This is a genomic window from Acinetobacter sp. C15, assembly GCF_013420645.1.
GTDB classification, from domain to species: domain Bacteria; phylum Pseudomonadota; class Gammaproteobacteria; order Pseudomonadales; family Moraxellaceae; genus Acinetobacter; species Acinetobacter indicus.
Map to the genome: position 1 here is coordinate 1 of NZ_VOXR01000051.1, position 15,958 is coordinate 15,958.

Below are 15,958 nucleotides of genomic sequence, written 5' to 3' on the forward strand. Positions count from 1 at the left end.
AAGAAGACGTGCACAGAAAACAGCAATTCAACAACGAAATCTGAATCCTGTGCTTGACTTGGAAATGTCTGTATAGGACATTTCTATTTGGTTTTAAGATAGGACATTTCTACTTTGGAATAACATGAAAAATTAAGACTATAACCTTAATTTTTATGTATTTTTTTAAATTTAAGACCTAGGCCGGTGCCTAGGTTTTTTATTTCATATAAGAGTTTTTATGTTAAATAGCCATTTTAACTAACTAAATAATGCCTAGAAAATTGGTGGCTATTCAAACGTGTGAGGTGTATTCCGCCTATGCGCTTTTAGATCGAAAAACAATTTCCTTTTTATACATCATATACTCTATGAGGATTCGATTTAAATCATTCAGACTATCTACTAAAAGATTTAATTTCTTCTCTAAAATTTTTAATTTTTCTTCATTATCAACACGCATTTCTTGGTGGATATATTGAAATCCATAATTTTTTATATCAGATTGAACTGCTTCTATATCTTTATCTTCAATTATTTCTAATAGCAATCTTACCCTATCTCTATATTTCCTATCATTTCTAGAGCTATTAATTCTATTAGTAGATAAATCTTCTTTGCTAAAAAGTTCTTTATAATTAATTAAACTATCCATATTTCCGTATCTATACATATAGTCATTTTTTAACTCTTCTACTATTTTTAAAATTTCCTTTGCTTCATTAGCTATAACTTCTTTTCCTTTCTGATCATGCCATTTTTTATAAATATAAATAGCAACTATTATTGGTGATGCTATTGTTGCTGCTACTCCTAAATAAGTTCCCATCACACCTTGATAGGTAGCAATAATTGACCAATCCAAATTACAAACATCCATCTACTATCCCTTTAGAACGGCTTTGTTGTATAAATATATAAGTCATTGATTTTATTAAATTAAAAACTGGATTAAGAATCAAATAAACCCTTTCAAATCATATGGTTACGAATATTTATGCAAAAAAAGCCAAATTAACATAATAATACACGTTATGCGAAGTCAAAAATGGGAGCTTAAACTCCCATTTTTATTGATGATTTTTTAATTCTTTGAGCATAGCATCTCGTAAAATTTCATTCATTCGTGTTTGATAGCCTTTGCCTTGAGCTTTAAACCATGCAAGTACATCCGCGTCTAAACGAATGGAAGTTTGTTGCTTCACAGGACGATAGAACTGTTTATGACGTACAGCATTGCTCCAGTCTGTAATTTCAGGAATATCTGATAGATCTAGCTGATCATCAGGAACCGTGCCTTTAGCAAGCAAGCGTTGAATTTCAGCATCTTGCTTCTCACCAAATTTCTCATTCAGCTCTTTGCGTGAGTATCTAACCATGCTCATATTTGTTTCGCTCCGCTTTAGTCACTTGCCTTGCACTAATGATTCGTATGATTTCACAGCCATCTTCATCAAAAATGGTGTGAGCCACCAATAACATTAGTACGCCTTTAACTCGTCCAATGGTTTGCCAACGTTCTTCACCATCGGTATATCTGTCCTGGATTGAGATCCGTAATGGATCTTCAAAAACAAGGCTTGCAGTTTCGAAAGAGACATCGTGCTTTTTCTGATTCTTTCGATTCTTAGCCTCATCCCATTCAAAATACTGTTTCATAAAAAACATTCAAATTTGTATATACAATAATGTATCATAAAATTGTATCACTCAAGTTGAGAAGCGTAATTTTTAGTCAAATTTATTGGCAAAACATTCCAAAACTGCTCATAAAAAAGCCGACTTGTTTCAAAGTCGGCTTTTTGGGCATTTTTGGATTTTTCTATTTTTATTAAGTAGTTGATATTTAAATTAATATACAAGTGTACTTCGTATAATATCCATTATGTTAAATGGATGGTGAATTGGTGGAAAATTCTAGTTTTTAAAATTGCGAATAAGAGATTTTATGTTAAATAAAAGGTATTCTTTCTTCCGTATAGTTAAATAATCGGTAGTAAGGCTAAAAAAATGCAATTCAAAGGTTAATTTAGTCAATAAAAAAGCCCAACATCCTGTTAGGCTTTTTTACATATTTGATGCGTTGGTATAACTCCTGTCGTACCTCACATTCCCTGTATCTGATCTTATTATTCTTATCTGGAGCATCCAGCTCTCTATGTCCTCATAATAGAAAATTGATGAAGAATGGCATAGACGCAAAGAGCCTGAATGAATGTAAGTCAAAGCGTACAAAATTGGCTGAGATTTATCCCAAGGGTTGTCCGCAGAAATTGGGGATAATTTGAGCAGTGGATGAGTTGATAAATCACAACAATGTACTTTTTGATTAAATATTGATCATATTTATTTAATCTATTTTTATTAAAATTTTATGAATTCATAAATCATTAATATGTAAGCAAAGTTTAGATATATGACAAATCAACCAAAGTGTCATTTTCAACTCTTAAGTTTGAATCGCTTTTTAAAAAATCAAACCTGAGACTACATAATGACTAAATTGACTTCATTGAGCTTAGCAATATTATTGGCATTCAATTTAACTGCCTGCAACGACAATGATGATAAAGATGAATCATCCGCCCTGCCTGAAACACCGACAACACCAGCTCCAGAGCCAGAAACACCAGAAGAAGAAGTTCCTGTACCTAAAGTCTACTTAGACGAAAACTTCGATCAACTCACAGCGCTGCCAGCAGCATGGACAACACTGCGCTCAAATGCAGGCACGGTTGAAGTCAAAGACGGCAGCTTATTCATTGATGGGCGCGCCAATAACACACAAATGACCACGTTAATGCTGTCACCTGAATATCAAAAACTCAGAAACTATCGCATAGATATCGAATTTACTTATTTAGAAAGAAATAATGGTGGCCGCTGGGGCAGTATTATTTACCGCGCTGCTGACAGCTATGCTGAACCTGCCTTCACGCCTTATTATCAATTTGCAATTCGCGCCGATGCAGCTGGCGCCAGCGGTCTAGAACTTGCGCTGCGCCAGCCTACCAATGCGTGGAATGTGCTGCATAAATCTGCTTATAAAGAAAATATGGAGGTCAATAAGTCGTATAAAGCGACTGTGATTGTGCATGGTCAACGTGTGCGCCATTATATTGATGACAATTTAGTCTTAGACACCACACTGCCTTATAATTTAGATCAAGGCGCAATTGGCCTCTCTACTGCTGGCTTATTGATGAAAGTAGATGCCATCAAAATTACAGAACAGCTTGATCCTCTGCCAGAATCAAACCGTGTTACCGAAATTATTGATCATAATCTGCCAGTTTCTATGGCGCCAACCATTGCACAGCCTGCACCCGTGAACGGCATTTCCTCTACAGCAGCAACACACATTGCCTATCAGCTCGATGAACAATTAAATCTATTGAATACTGAGCAGAAAAAAGTCATGGCTTTACGTGATTATCTGAATGACTCAACACGCCGCACACTTCCGCTGCTACGCATTCAAAATGAACAGACCATTAATAAGCTAAAAACATTGGGCGAAAGTTATGATCTGGCGGATATTACCTTGCTTTCAGATCAGCCAGAGCTTCTTCGCAAAGCGCGAATTGCAATTCCAGCACTGCGTACCGCGCTCGATTACTCTAAACAAACTGGGCTGAGCAGCTCAACTAAGGATATTGTGACCATTGCCCACAATACCAATTCATCACTTGCAAAAATTGTGATTCTGCCTAAGCATCTGGTACAAACAGAAGTGGTTTCACATTTACAGCGTCTGCTGATTACACCGTGGGCAAACCTAGACAGCAGCAGCCCATTAACAGCAGCAGAGTTCTTAAGCACAGGTGTAAACGGTATTTACACCGAGCAGCCCGACAGCGTTCTTTCTATTATGAAATTAATGGCGCCGAACACGCTGCTGCGCAAACCGCTGATTACAGGCCATCGCGGTATTCCTGCGCTTGAGGATGAAAACACTTTAGAAGGCACATTAAAAGCGATTCAAGTTGGCGCAGATGCGGTTGAGTACGATGTATATCTTTCTAAAGATAATCATGTCGTGGTCATGCATGATTCAACCACAACACGCACTACAGGTGTAAATGCCAAAATTGAAGATTTGACACTCGCAGAAATTCAAAACTTACGCACCATTCCAAATGGACGTAAAGTACCGACAATGGATGAAATTCTTGCGGCTGTAAAACAATACCCAAATGTGACAAACTTCATTGAAATAAAGAGTTCAAAACCTGAAATTGTACCAAAAATTAAGGAATTGCTAGATAAGCATAATGCCTATGATCAAGCGATTGTCATCAGTTTCGTTGGGGATCAAATTCTACATATGAAGAATGAAATTCCTGGTGTATCCACTGGATACTTGACCAGTACGCCAACAGCTCAAAGCAATATTGTCAACACGCGCCGCATTTTAGATGCTGCACAAAAATACTCTTCTACTTTTAATCCTTCTTTTTCTGGTTTAAATAAAGAGCTGATGATGATGGCGAGCCAGCGCGGCGTGACTTTCTGGCCATGGACTTTCCGCTTAAATAAAGATGACTTCTACCGCATGTATGTACAAGGCACACATGGTCTAACGACTGATTATGCGCATGAATCTTCAAATCTGGCGGTAAAATTGAATACAGCAAGTCAGCTCATAGCCACTGCAGGCAAGCCTGTAGAAATCAATGCAGAAATCCAAACTCAAATTGGAACGAAATCGAATTACCTTGTTAAAAATATGCTGGTTTTGCCAAATTCGGCTAAATATACGCAAAATGGCCAAGGGCTGACATTTACTGAAAAAGGTACAGCTTATGTCATGCCAAGCTATCAATATACGATGGCACCAAATTACACCTATACGATTTATGCAAAACCTGTCACTGTAACAATTCAATAAAATTAAAACATATGCTTAGATTCTTAGAGCATCACCTTGATGAGTTAATGTAGTAAAAACCCACTGTAAAGTGGGTTTTTTTAACTAAGTCAATAAAAATTGATAAAGCATGCTGTTCGGTAAGTATTAAGGTAGTTGTCACCTTTTATTGATTTTAAATTTGTATTTTTAACCGATCAGGATCAAGCATAACAACATCCGTTCTGTGCTAATTTTTAGTCTGTTTCTACCATTCTCTATTCCCATCCTTAATATTTTCTAAAATTAACATAATACACCTTATACGAAATGACTTTGATTTCCTTTTTTTAATCAAGATTTTATATCTACTAAAAAAGCCTAAGCACACACTCTTAGGCTTTTTTAGTGATTTTGCGTGTTCAACGATTAATAAGTAAGCAATATTTCACAAGTTTACTTAATAAAAATTTAAAGCATTAACTTATGTAAATTAAGTAACTTACGTAAGTTACTTAATTTGATCTAATACGATTTTTTGTAGTTCTTCAGCAGATAGCTTCTCTAGTTGACTAATAGCAGCTTTTAAAATGATAGAACGATTGGCCTTAGCAACTCTACAATTCACCAAAAGAGTATCTATTTGATGATTGACATCTTCAGTTAAAGAGAAGGTATATCTTTTATAAGTTTGCTGGGTTGGCTCTATCTTCTTAATACGTTTAGTTGAACCTTGAATAAAGTCCTTGATTTTTTCTTCGTTTAAACCTTGCTCAGATTTTTTTAAGCCTTTAAGCGCCATTAAAGATCTCCTAAAAACTCTTTAGCAATTTGTTCAATTTCTTGTTTAGCTTTTTCATCAGATGACATTTCAAAGACCGATAATCCATTTTCATCAGCATCATCATAGATATTTCGATTACACGTAAAATTGTTAAGTGGAATCAAATCAAAAGATTCACATGCTTCTTTGGCATCTAATATTCTTTGAAACTGACTTGGTAAAGTTGGACATTGCGTAATAACTGCTCGAGTATAAAGCTCTGGATTTACAGCTTTAGCTAATCGGATCAACTTTTCAACATGAACCAATGTTTTTAGATCACGTCTTTTAGGACGAAATGGCAATAACATATGGGTTGCAATAGTCATTGCTGAACGTAAAGCCTCAGAATCTTGACCACCTGCATCGATAATAATGTCTTGATAGCGTTTAGACAGGTCTAATAATATTTGACGGATGTTCCCAGCAGCTTGTACTGAAGGAATACTTTCTACTTTATTGTTGTCATCACGTTCTTTAATCCAATCAGTAGTAGTACCTTGTGGATCAGCATCCAATAATAAAATATCTCTCTTTTTCGCTTGTAAATACACAGCTAAATTTTGGGCGAGGCAACTTTTACCGGACCCTCCTTTTTCACCACCAACTAAAATTATCATCTTGATTATTTAACTTACGTAACTTATTTAAAAGTCATTATATAAAGTTTTCTATTTAGATCAATAGTTTATAAACAATAAGATTATTTAACTTACGCAACTTACGTAACTATCTTGATAATTTATTATTTTATATAGTTTTATTGATTGAAATTTTTTGTTGATTAGTTATATTCTTACAAAAGAAAGCCCCGATGATTTTCAAACTTGGCGGAATGTAATCATCGAGGCTCGTATCTTTAACAACAATAAGGAGGTAAACCCGTCTTGTGTCTGTCATAAGCATATACCACAAATTTGATATATGCAAAGAACAAAGGCGGTTTACTCAAGTAGTAAACATGGATTATACAAAAAGTCACTCAGAGCTGACTAAATTTAGAACGGAATTGGGGACACAGCAGCAACTCGATCTATTCGAGAGTCTACCAAATAAACCATATTGCATGGATGAGAAGCCTGGCTACATGCTCATCCGTACTAAATCCATCGCGGTTAAAAAGCCCTACATTCAGATAAATCCTCCCCTGACCACAATTTACTTTATCTTCGATGATGACAAAGAAGATGCTGCTTTATCGTGGTTTGATGCAGGTTTGCCACAGCCCTTTTGGACAACACAGAACGCTGAGAATGGGCATTGTCACCACTGCTACAAGCTTGAAATACCACTTTGCACAAGCGAGTTTGCGAGTGTAAAAGCAATCAAATATGCACAGGCGGTGTACTACGCTTATGCACTCAAATTAGGTGCTGACATTGGCTACTCACAACTGATCACCAAGAACCCGTTGCACCCACAATGGCGGACAACCTATTGGACAAAACAAGCGTACTCACTTGACTACCTTGCGGACTTTGTAGACCTGCCGAAGAAACTACCGAAAAAGCTCGAAGTTGTCGGCTTGGGACGTAACGTTACAATGTTCGAGAAAGGCCGTCATTGGGCGTATAAGGCGATTAGGGATTACATGCACCACAACTCTAGCCATGAGTGGGAAAGAGCCGTCAGATCGCAAATAGAAGCGATTAACAGCGGTTTTGAGCAGCCATTACCCTACAGTGAGGTAAAAGCTACGGCCAAGAGCATTGCTAAGTGGGTTTGGCAGTGGTTTAGCTATGGTGAGTTCAGAGAGATACAGGCAAAGCGTGGGGCTAAGGGTGGTAAAAAAGGTGGTATTGTACGTTCGGCACAGTATGAGCCGAAGCGAGAGCAAGCTATTCAAATGAAATCTGAAGGTATGACTATCAAAGCAATTTCAGAAAAATTGGGTGTGCATAGAAATTCAGTCTCCGCATGGGTTAAAGAAATGCACAAGTGAGCCTTATCAGATAACAGCCTCTTTGGGGTGATCTTCTTTGTCGTTATGTTCAATTTACTTTGGTTATTTAAACTAGAAAATTACTTGAAGTTAATCGTTATCTTGACGAAGGTTGGAAGTTAATTGCTGTATTAGGTAAGGCTGTCCCCTATGGGGATCAGCCTTGATAATGTGTTTTTAAATCTACACCTGATTCAACCGACTCTGGAACGGCTGAACTCCTCTGCTAGCAAAGTCCACAGTGAACCTCAGTTTTCTGTACTGAGAAATAGCCACAAAGATACTACTTGCATAAGAACAAGGCATCCAACACAGTTGTAGCTCTGCATTTTCATCAACTTAGTTTAGTTCAAGCGACCAACTCGAACAGTAGGGGAGACCAATCCCCATTTAACCGTTTCTGATTTTTTTTAACTCAACAAGGCTGTTACCACCAGGTGAGCACATACTCAATATGCACCTCTGCATATCCCAACATCACTCTTTCGCAAAACCACGATTCCCTTAACAACGGATTTCTCCGAACGGTAGCTATGGTTCTTACCCTTTCAGGCACAATTTCCACGATTTAAAAACCGTTTTATATGCGCTACTCAAGATCGCTCCCTCACTTCCTCAATATTTCGCGCCTAACCAATTTGCACGTTTGAAGGATGTGATTCACAAGTTAGTCTTGAAGTCTTAACTTGCAGTACGCTTATCAACTAGATCACCAGAATGTCCGAAGAAATTCCCTATTTTTGCGTTCGCAGTTCCAAAAAACGCATTATTAATCTGATCATCATTCTTGTTGGTAAAGCACTTGCAATCCACATAGGGGGTTGTGCGCCCCCATTGTCACGTTTGAGCTATCAATCAACCTTTCGAGCTTCAACGGAACGTCTCACGACGAGTTCACCGTTTAACAAGAAAGTGCCTGCAACGCATCCAGCTTTCGCCTCAGCGCCCCGATAACCTCTCGGTTACCTCGGAATCCATCGTGTGTGGCACGCACTATGCAAAACATTACGCACATCTGCATAGAACGGTGGGTATTAACGGAGTTTCTTCCTAAAACTCCTGACCATATCTTCAAAACAGGATTTCGGCCCTTTCAGCCTAGATCGGGAATTACTTCCCGACCAACGTGTCACCACGCTTCCGTTTCCTTGTCGCCCAACTTCACTAAAGACGGGTTTCCCCGACCTAGTTAAATAGGATTGGATCGAATGAGGGCATTGCGTCCCTCAAGCTCCCATCAAAGCGTACCGAGCCAAATTTCTCCGGCAGTCCGCTTCGTCAGGTAGTCAAAAATTGGTTAGAAGTTTGACTATGAGCTGTTTAAAAAATCAAAGTTTTAGTGTGCCTGCGCACACTAAAACTAACACGGTCGGTCAGTCTTAAATGCGCGTTGGTCAGACACACTTCATTGATGATGAATTGATCATAGAACATAAAAAATAAGTCGTCTATCCTGATTTGCAGGAACTACTTATTACCCTCTTACAAATATCCCGAAAAATTCGATTTTATGGCTATGCTTCGCATAGCAGGGCTTCGCCCTAAAAACCTCTAAAAGCATTGTTTTCTTTTTACTAGATTACAATGTGGTTTTTTACGAGAAAATGGGGTATTTTTAGTGAAAATCCCTTGATTACATAAATAGCAATGATTGTATTTAGTCCTCATACAAAATTTACGATGCAGCGAATCGCTGACCATGTGGCTAATGGGGCATATTTCTACGCAAAAATTGATTGGAAGGAATATGAAGATTGGTTGGATGGCAATACAAAAACCATTTTTAACAATGTAGAAGGGCTACTGGAGAAGCTGACAGATCGCTATGACTTAAAGCTTACTCCACGTCAACGGAATTACCGCCTTGAAAAAGGTCATCCGATTTGTACTTGTATCGTTCAACGTGATGTCTTTGAAAAATACAAATGGACTATTCATTTGCTGTTCACGACTCCTCGAACTAGGGATTTCAATTTGCAGTGTGGCGTAGAGCCTAAAAAGATCGTGAATGCTAAAGAGCGTGAAAAAATTGAGGAATTGCAGGAGAGATTTCAGGGGTTTTCATGGGTTAAACCGGAAATACAGGCTGAAATTGACTTAATCTATGGTTATTTCAAAGATCGGGAGCCGCTGCAATTTGTTTTAAATACGCCTATTTCTCTAAAAGTCACGCAGCACATGACTTTTGAGCTTGTACGTACAGATCATAAGGTCTACAAGCCGACTGAAAAAGAATATAAGGACAGAATTAAATCTTTCTCGTGGTCTTGGAGATACAGCAAGCAATCATTATTGCGAATGAAAGCAAGATTAATGGCTATCGTGAATAAGCTCATTAGTCAGAAACGCAATGCAGCAGCTGAAAAAAACAGGGCAGATTTGCGTAATTTTTTCAAAATGATTGAAGCATGGGCCGTTTTTAAAAGTAATAGACAGCAATCAGGAGAATTGCTGCATTTCGCCCAAAGCTTTGTACGCAGGAAAGTTAAAAAATCGTGGCAGCAAATTGAGATAGCCCCACCGCATTTAGTTTATTTGCCGCGGCTGGAGAACTATGCCGACAATTTGAATGAATACCGGCAGCGGAGAGACCTTTTTGATCAATATGGTGTAGAAATCCCCCTCGAATTAGTCCGAAAGGGCGAATATATGCCAATTTTTAACTACGTTAATCTTGAGACAATGAAGGTCGAGAACCGTAATAAAAAAGTAGATGAAGTAATGCTTGCCGAAACATTAAATTGATGATGCTATTAAATTATTTTTAAATTGAATAGCCACCAATTTTGTAGACACCTTATAGTTAGATAAAATGGCTAATTAATCAGATGCTTATGCCATAAAAATATGTTTTTGATTAAATAATAATCAGTAATTTGCTGAAATAGATTACACTCTTAATCAAATTTTTCTTATATTTTTTTAAAGCGAGCAAAAATGAAAATACACCAATTTTTTAAACTAATTTTAAGCTATTGATATAAAACAAATATAATATATTTGTAGGTGTACGACAGGGGTTTTTTTTTGAGCTTTCAGGTGTACGACAGGGGTTTTTTTGAAGCTGAAATGTAATTTTATTTGCTGAATTAGTTTTACACTCTTAAAAAAATAATTTATATAAAACAATAACATAATATAGATTGTTTAATTGAACAACTTTATTTTTGAGCTTTCAGGTGTACGACAGGGGTTTTTTTGAAATAAATAAGGAAGTTCGTATAAGAGTTTTTATGTTAAATATTAGCTAGACACGAGTACTTATAATTAAATGAAAAATGTTCAATATAAATAATATTGTTGAAGTTTCATTCTGTTAAGTTTCGAATATAGCTTAGGAGAGATAGATGGTAGACATTGTTGATCCATCTACACGCAGCCGTATGATGGCTGGAATCAAAGGTAGCAATACAAAGCCTGAATTATTAGTCAGACATTTGCTTCATAAAAAAGGATTTCGGTATCGTCTTCATGTAAAAGATCTTCCGGGAAAACCTGATATTGTTTTGCCAAAATACAGGTCAGTGATTTTTATACACGGCTGTTTCTGGCATGGTCATCAGAATTGTCATCTTTTCAGGTTACCGGCAACGCGGACGGGATTCTGGCAGGAAAAAATCTGCCGTAATCAGGCGAATGATTCCAGAGCTGTAGATATCCTGCGCGCTAGTAATTGGCGAGTCTGCATTGTCTGGGAATGCAGTATTCGGGGAGCCAAAAAAGATCCGGAAAAAGTAGTCAGTACAATTGCTGACTGGCTTGCAGGTGACAGACAGTTTCTTGAAATACGTGACACTCCAGGAGACAGATGATTTTTCAAGTAATACAGCTATACTTATTTATCTGATGACAGGTCAAGCTCCTTGTATTCATCATATAGACAAGCTGAATTGACTGCTGACACCCTGAACTGGTTACGTTTTTTCTGTTTCCATTTGCCTGTATTCACATCTAGGGCATATTTGCATCCAGGATCATGAACCACTATTCCTGTCGCCAGGGCATCCAGGAATTTCTCAATACTTGCTCCTTTAGCCAGCGACACCTTTGGGCCAAACTGGTAATAGGTAGAGCCTTCAAGTTTGAGGCTAGTGTAGGAAACATAGCAAGTTTTGGTATGTTTATTCTTCCAGTGATTGAGCAGTTTGCTGAAGGTCCACCCAGCTGCAACTTCTCCATTGTCGTTTTTTAGAAAATAGCCACCCTCGCTCAGGGTAATTTTCTTTTTCTTCAGATCATATCCTTCAATAAAAAGAGTCAGATGGGTTTCCGGATTTCGGATTCCAGCTTGGTGTTTAGCAGTAAAGTAAAGCTGATGTGGCTGTCTGCGGTTTGCATGGGTATCCATAAAATTTGCATAGCTGTCACGATAGAGTCCGATATCCGGTTCAGGAGTCATTAGGGTAGTACTACTTTTTGATCTTGTTTTTAGCTCCCAGTCCAAGAAATCAGGACTGGCCTTTCCGTTTGGAATGATGCCGAATTCGCACTCGAGGGTAAAACCAGCTCCATTAGGTGCCTCGTATAAGATAACAGTACCGTCTTTGTCCAATCTTCTGGAGCTTATTGGTCCCTTTAAATAGATATCTTTGAGTTTTCCAATCAGAAGCTCCTGACTGTCTGTAAGGCTAGAGTAGTATTCATAAAAAACTGACAGGACCTGTCTGTCTTGGTTCTGTTCGGCATATTCCTGAATTTCCCCTGAAATTTTCTCATCCCATGATCCTGTATAGGCAAAGACTCTGTCTTTAGCCAATCCTAGGATCATGCCTCTTTTCTGGCTGGCATATAGTGCACGTTCTTCTGGTGTCGGTGGTTTCATGATCTTGCTTGGGGCAAGCGAGCAGCCACGGAGGAATCCGGAAAGTCTTATTTCCGGATATTTGGGATAGAGAATAATTTGGGAACCTGTGGCTTCTTCAGTTTCACCTTCCGATGTGATCCAGAACAGTTTGAGAGGTGCCTTGAATATCGGACCCTTGCTGGATTCTCCATCTGCGCGGATCTCTCCCAGTGGAAAATCCTGAAGAACTTCAAAATTTCCCCCAAAATAGATTTGCTGTTTGGAATTGTCATTATTGGAAAGCGGTTTGAGCAGGATCCGGGTTGCCCCTAGGGCCTGCATTGTCTGTGACATCTGCCTGATAGTCGCCATATACGATCCGGTCATTGTTCTTCTGACCGGATCGTACCCCTATTTGAGTGATTTTTATAGATTTTACGCAGAAATCTTATCTTTTTTATGCTCTTTAATTTTTGCTGCTCGTAAAATGTAAGGTTCCAGCAACCTTGCAACGGCAGTGAAGACGGGCACGACAACCGAGTTACCGAATTGCTTGTAGGCCTGTGTATCTGAAACTGGAATACGGAAGAAGTCGTCTCCATCCAGTTTTTGGAAGCCCATCAGTCTGGCACATTCCCGTGGTGTCAGACGACGCGGTCGGTTCTTCTGGTTATCAGGATCATCAAAATCTTCTTCTCCCCGCTGCATATCCCAGCCACGGTCAATCAGGATTTCCGAACCGTCTTTATGATAGCGGGCCGAAAGGGTTCTGGCCACGCTGCCAGGATTTTTCGGATCTACTAGACCAAAGCCAAAACCGTTACCTTTAGCCTGATGTTTCTTTGCATAGTTGTAAAGATACTTCCAGAGATTTTCAGTCAATATGTATTTGTCTTCTACTTCCTTTTCTAAAACGTCCTGTATGGTCGGACGGACTTCAGGGAAGAGTTTACTGATATTTTTCAGGGAAAAGTCGCCCTTGATATCCAGGCTGCGTTTGAAGCCTACCAGTACAATACGCTCACGGTGCTGGGGAAGGAAGTTCTTGCCGTCAATGATTTTTGGATCATTCGGACCACTCGCGTCAGCATCTGCAACATCATAGCCCAGCTCGTCCAGCGTCTTCATGATGATACGGAAGGTCTTTCCCTTGTCATGGCTTTTCAGGTTCTTTACATTCTCGAGTACAAAAATAGCTGGCTGTTTTGCTGCAATAATACGTGCCACATCAAAAAACAGTGTTCCTTGTGCTTCACATTCAAAACCATGTGCCTTGCCGAGGGAGTTCTTTTTTGAAACACCTGCCAGAGAGAACGGCTGGCATGGGAAACCGGCCAGTAGTACCTCATGATCCGGAATTTCGTTATCAATATGTTCATAAGCTTCATTGATGTCTATATCCGGATCTTCAGTCAGCGTAACCTGTCTGATATCTTCGTTGAATTTATGATGTTGAGGATCACAGTACCAGTTGGCCTTGTAGGTCCGGATGGCTTCCTTGTTCCATTCGCTGGTAAAAACGCATTGTCCGCCGATTTCCTCAAATCCCTTCCTGATCCCGCCAATACCTGCAAACAGATCAATAAAACGGAATTTATAGTCCGGATGGTGGGCTGGTGGCTTTGGAAGCATTTTTTGCTGAAGCATTTCTACTTCGCCTTCACTTAGTGCCCGTGGTGCACTCTTTCCATTGAGCCATTTATTCAGTGTTTCACGGGTCCAGTCATATTGTCCTACCCTACGAAGTATTTCAGCAACAGTTTTCTGGTCGTAGGACTCCAGGACCTGATTGACCAGTATCTTGTGTTCTTCAATTTTCTGATTTTCCTGGATCAGGTACTTTTCATGCAGGTCATCAGCTTGGGACAAAAGCTCTTTCATCTGTAAATCTATATTGGGTATTTTGAGTGATATTTTATCACTCATTTGACCCAGATATAAGCTCAAATATTCATTGTCGCTTATAAACTCTCCATTAAAAAATGGATGGTAAAAAAGAAGCCCTGAATGTAGGTCAGGGCTTCTTTTACTTTAGTGTATTTTCTGATTTTTTAGTGATCGTCATAGGCACAAATAAGCTCCTGAAGTTCATCATCAGGAACTTCACAGAATTCCCTGATTCTCTCGGCTACTGTCTCCGGACTTGTAAGTTCTTCATCTGCATAATTGTTATAGTCAAAAAGAACCTCAGCCATTCCTATAGGAAGGTTCAGACCTGCCTGAATTGCCTCATAAGAGTCAATTGCAGGGTTACCTTTCCATTTAATTATAGCCATAGTATGTGGCTTACTCATTGGATGACTTAACTGTTCCTGGGTAATTTCTAAAGAATCTATATAGAAACCGGCATCTTTCCAGTTCTTTAAGGTAGTTGCCCAGCCAATTGCACATGCAACAGTATTACAGTCTGTTAAAAGTTCATCCTCACTAACGAAGCCAACTGTATTTTTACTTTGGAGAAACCGGACATTTCTATTTTGGAGTTACATTTTGATTTCGTATAATCGCCATTATGTTAAATATATAAAATTCTTTTTATAGATTTTAGATTATTATTCTAATTTTAAACAATTATTTATATAGAATCATGACTTTAATTGATACTTCTGGCTTAGAACCATTTGCAGATCTAATAAAAGAAATTTATGGAGATTTGGCTAAACCTGGTGTACAGAATGTAGGTATTGCTTTAGGTGCAGTATTAGGATTGGGTGTAACACTAATGTGGCCTATTATGTGGGCAAATGAGCGAGCTAAGATAGCCTTAGAAGATAATCTAGAGGCATATAGAGATCGTCTGAAGGATGTTCCTCCTGAACAGATTTCTATAGCTCCTCCTGAAGTTGCAATGCCTATCCTTGAAAAAATTGGATATGTAACAAATGAAGAATTAAGAAAGTTGTATATCGAACTTTTAGCAAAAGCTTCAATTAAAGAATTAAATAATCAAGCACATCCTAGCTTTGTTAATATTATTAATAATTTATCTCCAGATGAGGCTAAATTATTACAATCATTAATACCTAAAGAAGTTATCCCTTTTATAACAACACGTTTAAATCTAAAAAATGGTGGAATGGATTTAGAAACCCCTATAGTTATAATTCCAGATATATCGTTGACTTTCCCAGAAAATATTGGTGCTTATATCAGTAATTTAGTTGGAGTTGGACTCTTAGAGATTCTCCCTGCACGCTACCTTACAAATGAAAGTTTATATGCTCCTCATTTTGAATATTTTGAACAAAGAAAGCCATCATATGACTTTACATATCAAAATATTGAAAAGGGAGATCCACCATATGAAGTTAAAAAGGGAATGATACAAGTTACTAAACTTGGAGAAATGTTTTTTAAAGCAGTCTACAAATAACTTACTGACTTAGGTAATGTGATGTTATTCGTGATTAAGATTTTCTAAAATTAACATAATACACGTTATGCGAAGTTGAAAATGTAAGCCCAAAGTAGAAATGTCCGGTTTCTCCAAAGTAAAAATGTCCGCTTTTAGAATATGCACTTTTGCAATTTTCTTAGCGGACGGTTTGATATGTTGGTGTCTATGTCGGATAAAGAACTTAA

At 38.2% G+C, this 15,958-nt stretch carries 13 protein-coding genes; 5 read left to right on the forward strand and 8 right to left on the reverse strand.

The window, feature by feature from the left end:
* Nucleotides 1–298: 298 nt before the first annotated feature.
* The 3 genes from FTT63_RS13405 to FTT63_RS13415 form a co-directional block, all read right to left on the reverse strand.
* Nucleotides 299–859 (reverse strand): hypothetical protein, encoded by a 561-nt coding sequence (locus FTT63_RS13405; RefSeq protein WP_174660698.1) that lies wholly within the window; start codon nucleotides 857–859, stop codon nucleotides 299–301.
* A 190-nt stretch (nucleotides 860–1,049) separates the two neighbouring features.
* Nucleotides 1,050–1,364, reverse strand: a complete 315-nt coding sequence (locus FTT63_RS13410; protein ID WP_179990980.1) for a BrnA antitoxin family protein — start codon at nucleotides 1,362–1,364, stop codon at nucleotides 1,050–1,052.
* Nucleotides 1,351–1,638 carry a BrnT family toxin gene (locus tag FTT63_RS13415; RefSeq protein ID WP_180192408.1) on the reverse strand — a complete coding sequence of 96 codons (288 nt, stop codon included), beginning with the start codon at nucleotides 1,636–1,638 and terminating at the stop codon, nucleotides 1,351–1,353. The genes FTT63_RS13410 and FTT63_RS13415 overlap by 14 nt, the downstream gene beginning before the upstream one ends.
* Nucleotides 1,639–2,473: 835 nt before the next feature.
* Between FTT63_RS13415 and FTT63_RS13420 the strand changes: the two genes are divergently transcribed.
* On the forward strand, nucleotides 2,474–4,870 hold the full coding sequence (locus tag FTT63_RS13420) for a glycerophosphodiester phosphodiesterase family protein (protein WP_004282171.1): 2,397 nt from the start codon (nucleotides 2,474–2,476) through the stop codon (nucleotides 4,868–4,870).
* Between the two features lie 469 nt (nucleotides 4,871–5,339).
* On the opposite strand, the gene FTT63_RS13425 is transcribed toward FTT63_RS13420, so the two are convergent.
* Nucleotides 5,340–5,630 carry a hypothetical protein gene (locus FTT63_RS13425; RefSeq protein WP_180192409.1) on the reverse strand — a complete coding sequence of 97 codons (291 nt, stop codon included), beginning with the start codon at nucleotides 5,628–5,630 and terminating at the stop codon, nucleotides 5,340–5,342.
* The gene (locus tag FTT63_RS13430) at nucleotides 5,630–6,271 is read right to left on the reverse strand and encodes an AAA family ATPase (RefSeq protein ID WP_004728244.1); all 642 of its coding nucleotides are present in this window, start codon (nucleotides 6,269–6,271) and stop codon (nucleotides 5,630–5,632) included. The genes FTT63_RS13425 and FTT63_RS13430 overlap by 1 nt, the downstream gene beginning before the upstream one ends.
* A gap of 341 nt (nucleotides 6,272–6,612) precedes the next feature.
* Here FTT63_RS13430 and FTT63_RS13435 point away from each other — a divergent pair, with 341 nt between their 5' ends.
* The 3 genes from FTT63_RS13435 (at nucleotide 6,613) to FTT63_RS13445 (ending at nucleotide 11,405) form a co-directional block, all read left to right on the forward strand.
* Complete coding sequence (locus FTT63_RS13435; protein WP_180192410.1) at nucleotides 6,613–7,593, forward strand: replication initiation protein; 981 nt, start codon at nucleotides 6,613–6,615, stop codon at nucleotides 7,591–7,593.
* 1,680 nt (nucleotides 7,594–9,273) lie between these two features.
* Nucleotides 9,274–10,338, forward strand: coding sequence for a hypothetical protein (locus FTT63_RS13440; protein ID WP_180192411.1), 1,065 nt, complete (start codon nucleotides 9,274–9,276; stop codon nucleotides 10,336–10,338).
* A 602-nt stretch (nucleotides 10,339–10,940) separates the two neighbouring features.
* Nucleotides 10,941–11,405: a very short patch repair endonuclease gene (locus tag FTT63_RS13445; protein WP_180192412.1), complete on the forward strand. Its 465-nt coding sequence runs from the start codon at nucleotides 10,941–10,943 to the stop codon at nucleotides 11,403–11,405.
* A 23-nt stretch (nucleotides 11,406–11,428) separates the two neighbouring features.
* On the opposite strand, the gene FTT63_RS13450 is transcribed toward FTT63_RS13445, so the two are convergent.
* The 3 genes from FTT63_RS13450 to FTT63_RS13460 all read right to left on the reverse strand — a co-directional run bounded on the left by FTT63_RS13450 (nucleotide 11,429) and on the right by FTT63_RS13460 (nucleotide 14,652).
* A complete protein-coding gene (locus FTT63_RS13450) occupies nucleotides 11,429–12,748 on the reverse strand; it encodes an MvaI/BcnI family restriction endonuclease (RefSeq protein ID WP_180192413.1) in 1,320 nt (439 codons plus the stop codon).
* 63 nt (nucleotides 12,749–12,811) lie between these two features.
* Nucleotides 12,812–14,302: a DNA cytosine methyltransferase gene (locus FTT63_RS13455; protein WP_373685683.1), complete on the reverse strand. Its 1,491-nt coding sequence runs from the start codon at nucleotides 14,300–14,302 to the stop codon at nucleotides 12,812–12,814.
* Between the two features lie 125 nt (nucleotides 14,303–14,427).
* Nucleotides 14,428–14,652 (reverse strand): hypothetical protein, encoded by a 225-nt coding sequence (locus FTT63_RS13460; protein ID WP_180192414.1) that lies wholly within the window; start codon nucleotides 14,650–14,652, stop codon nucleotides 14,428–14,430.
* Between the two features lie 311 nt (nucleotides 14,653–14,963).
* Between FTT63_RS13460 and FTT63_RS13465 the strand changes: the two genes are divergently transcribed.
* Nucleotides 14,964–15,749: a DUF4393 domain-containing protein gene (locus tag FTT63_RS13465; RefSeq protein WP_180192415.1), complete on the forward strand. Its 786-nt coding sequence runs from the start codon at nucleotides 14,964–14,966 to the stop codon at nucleotides 15,747–15,749.
* Nucleotides 15,750–15,958: the final 209 nt, after the last annotated feature.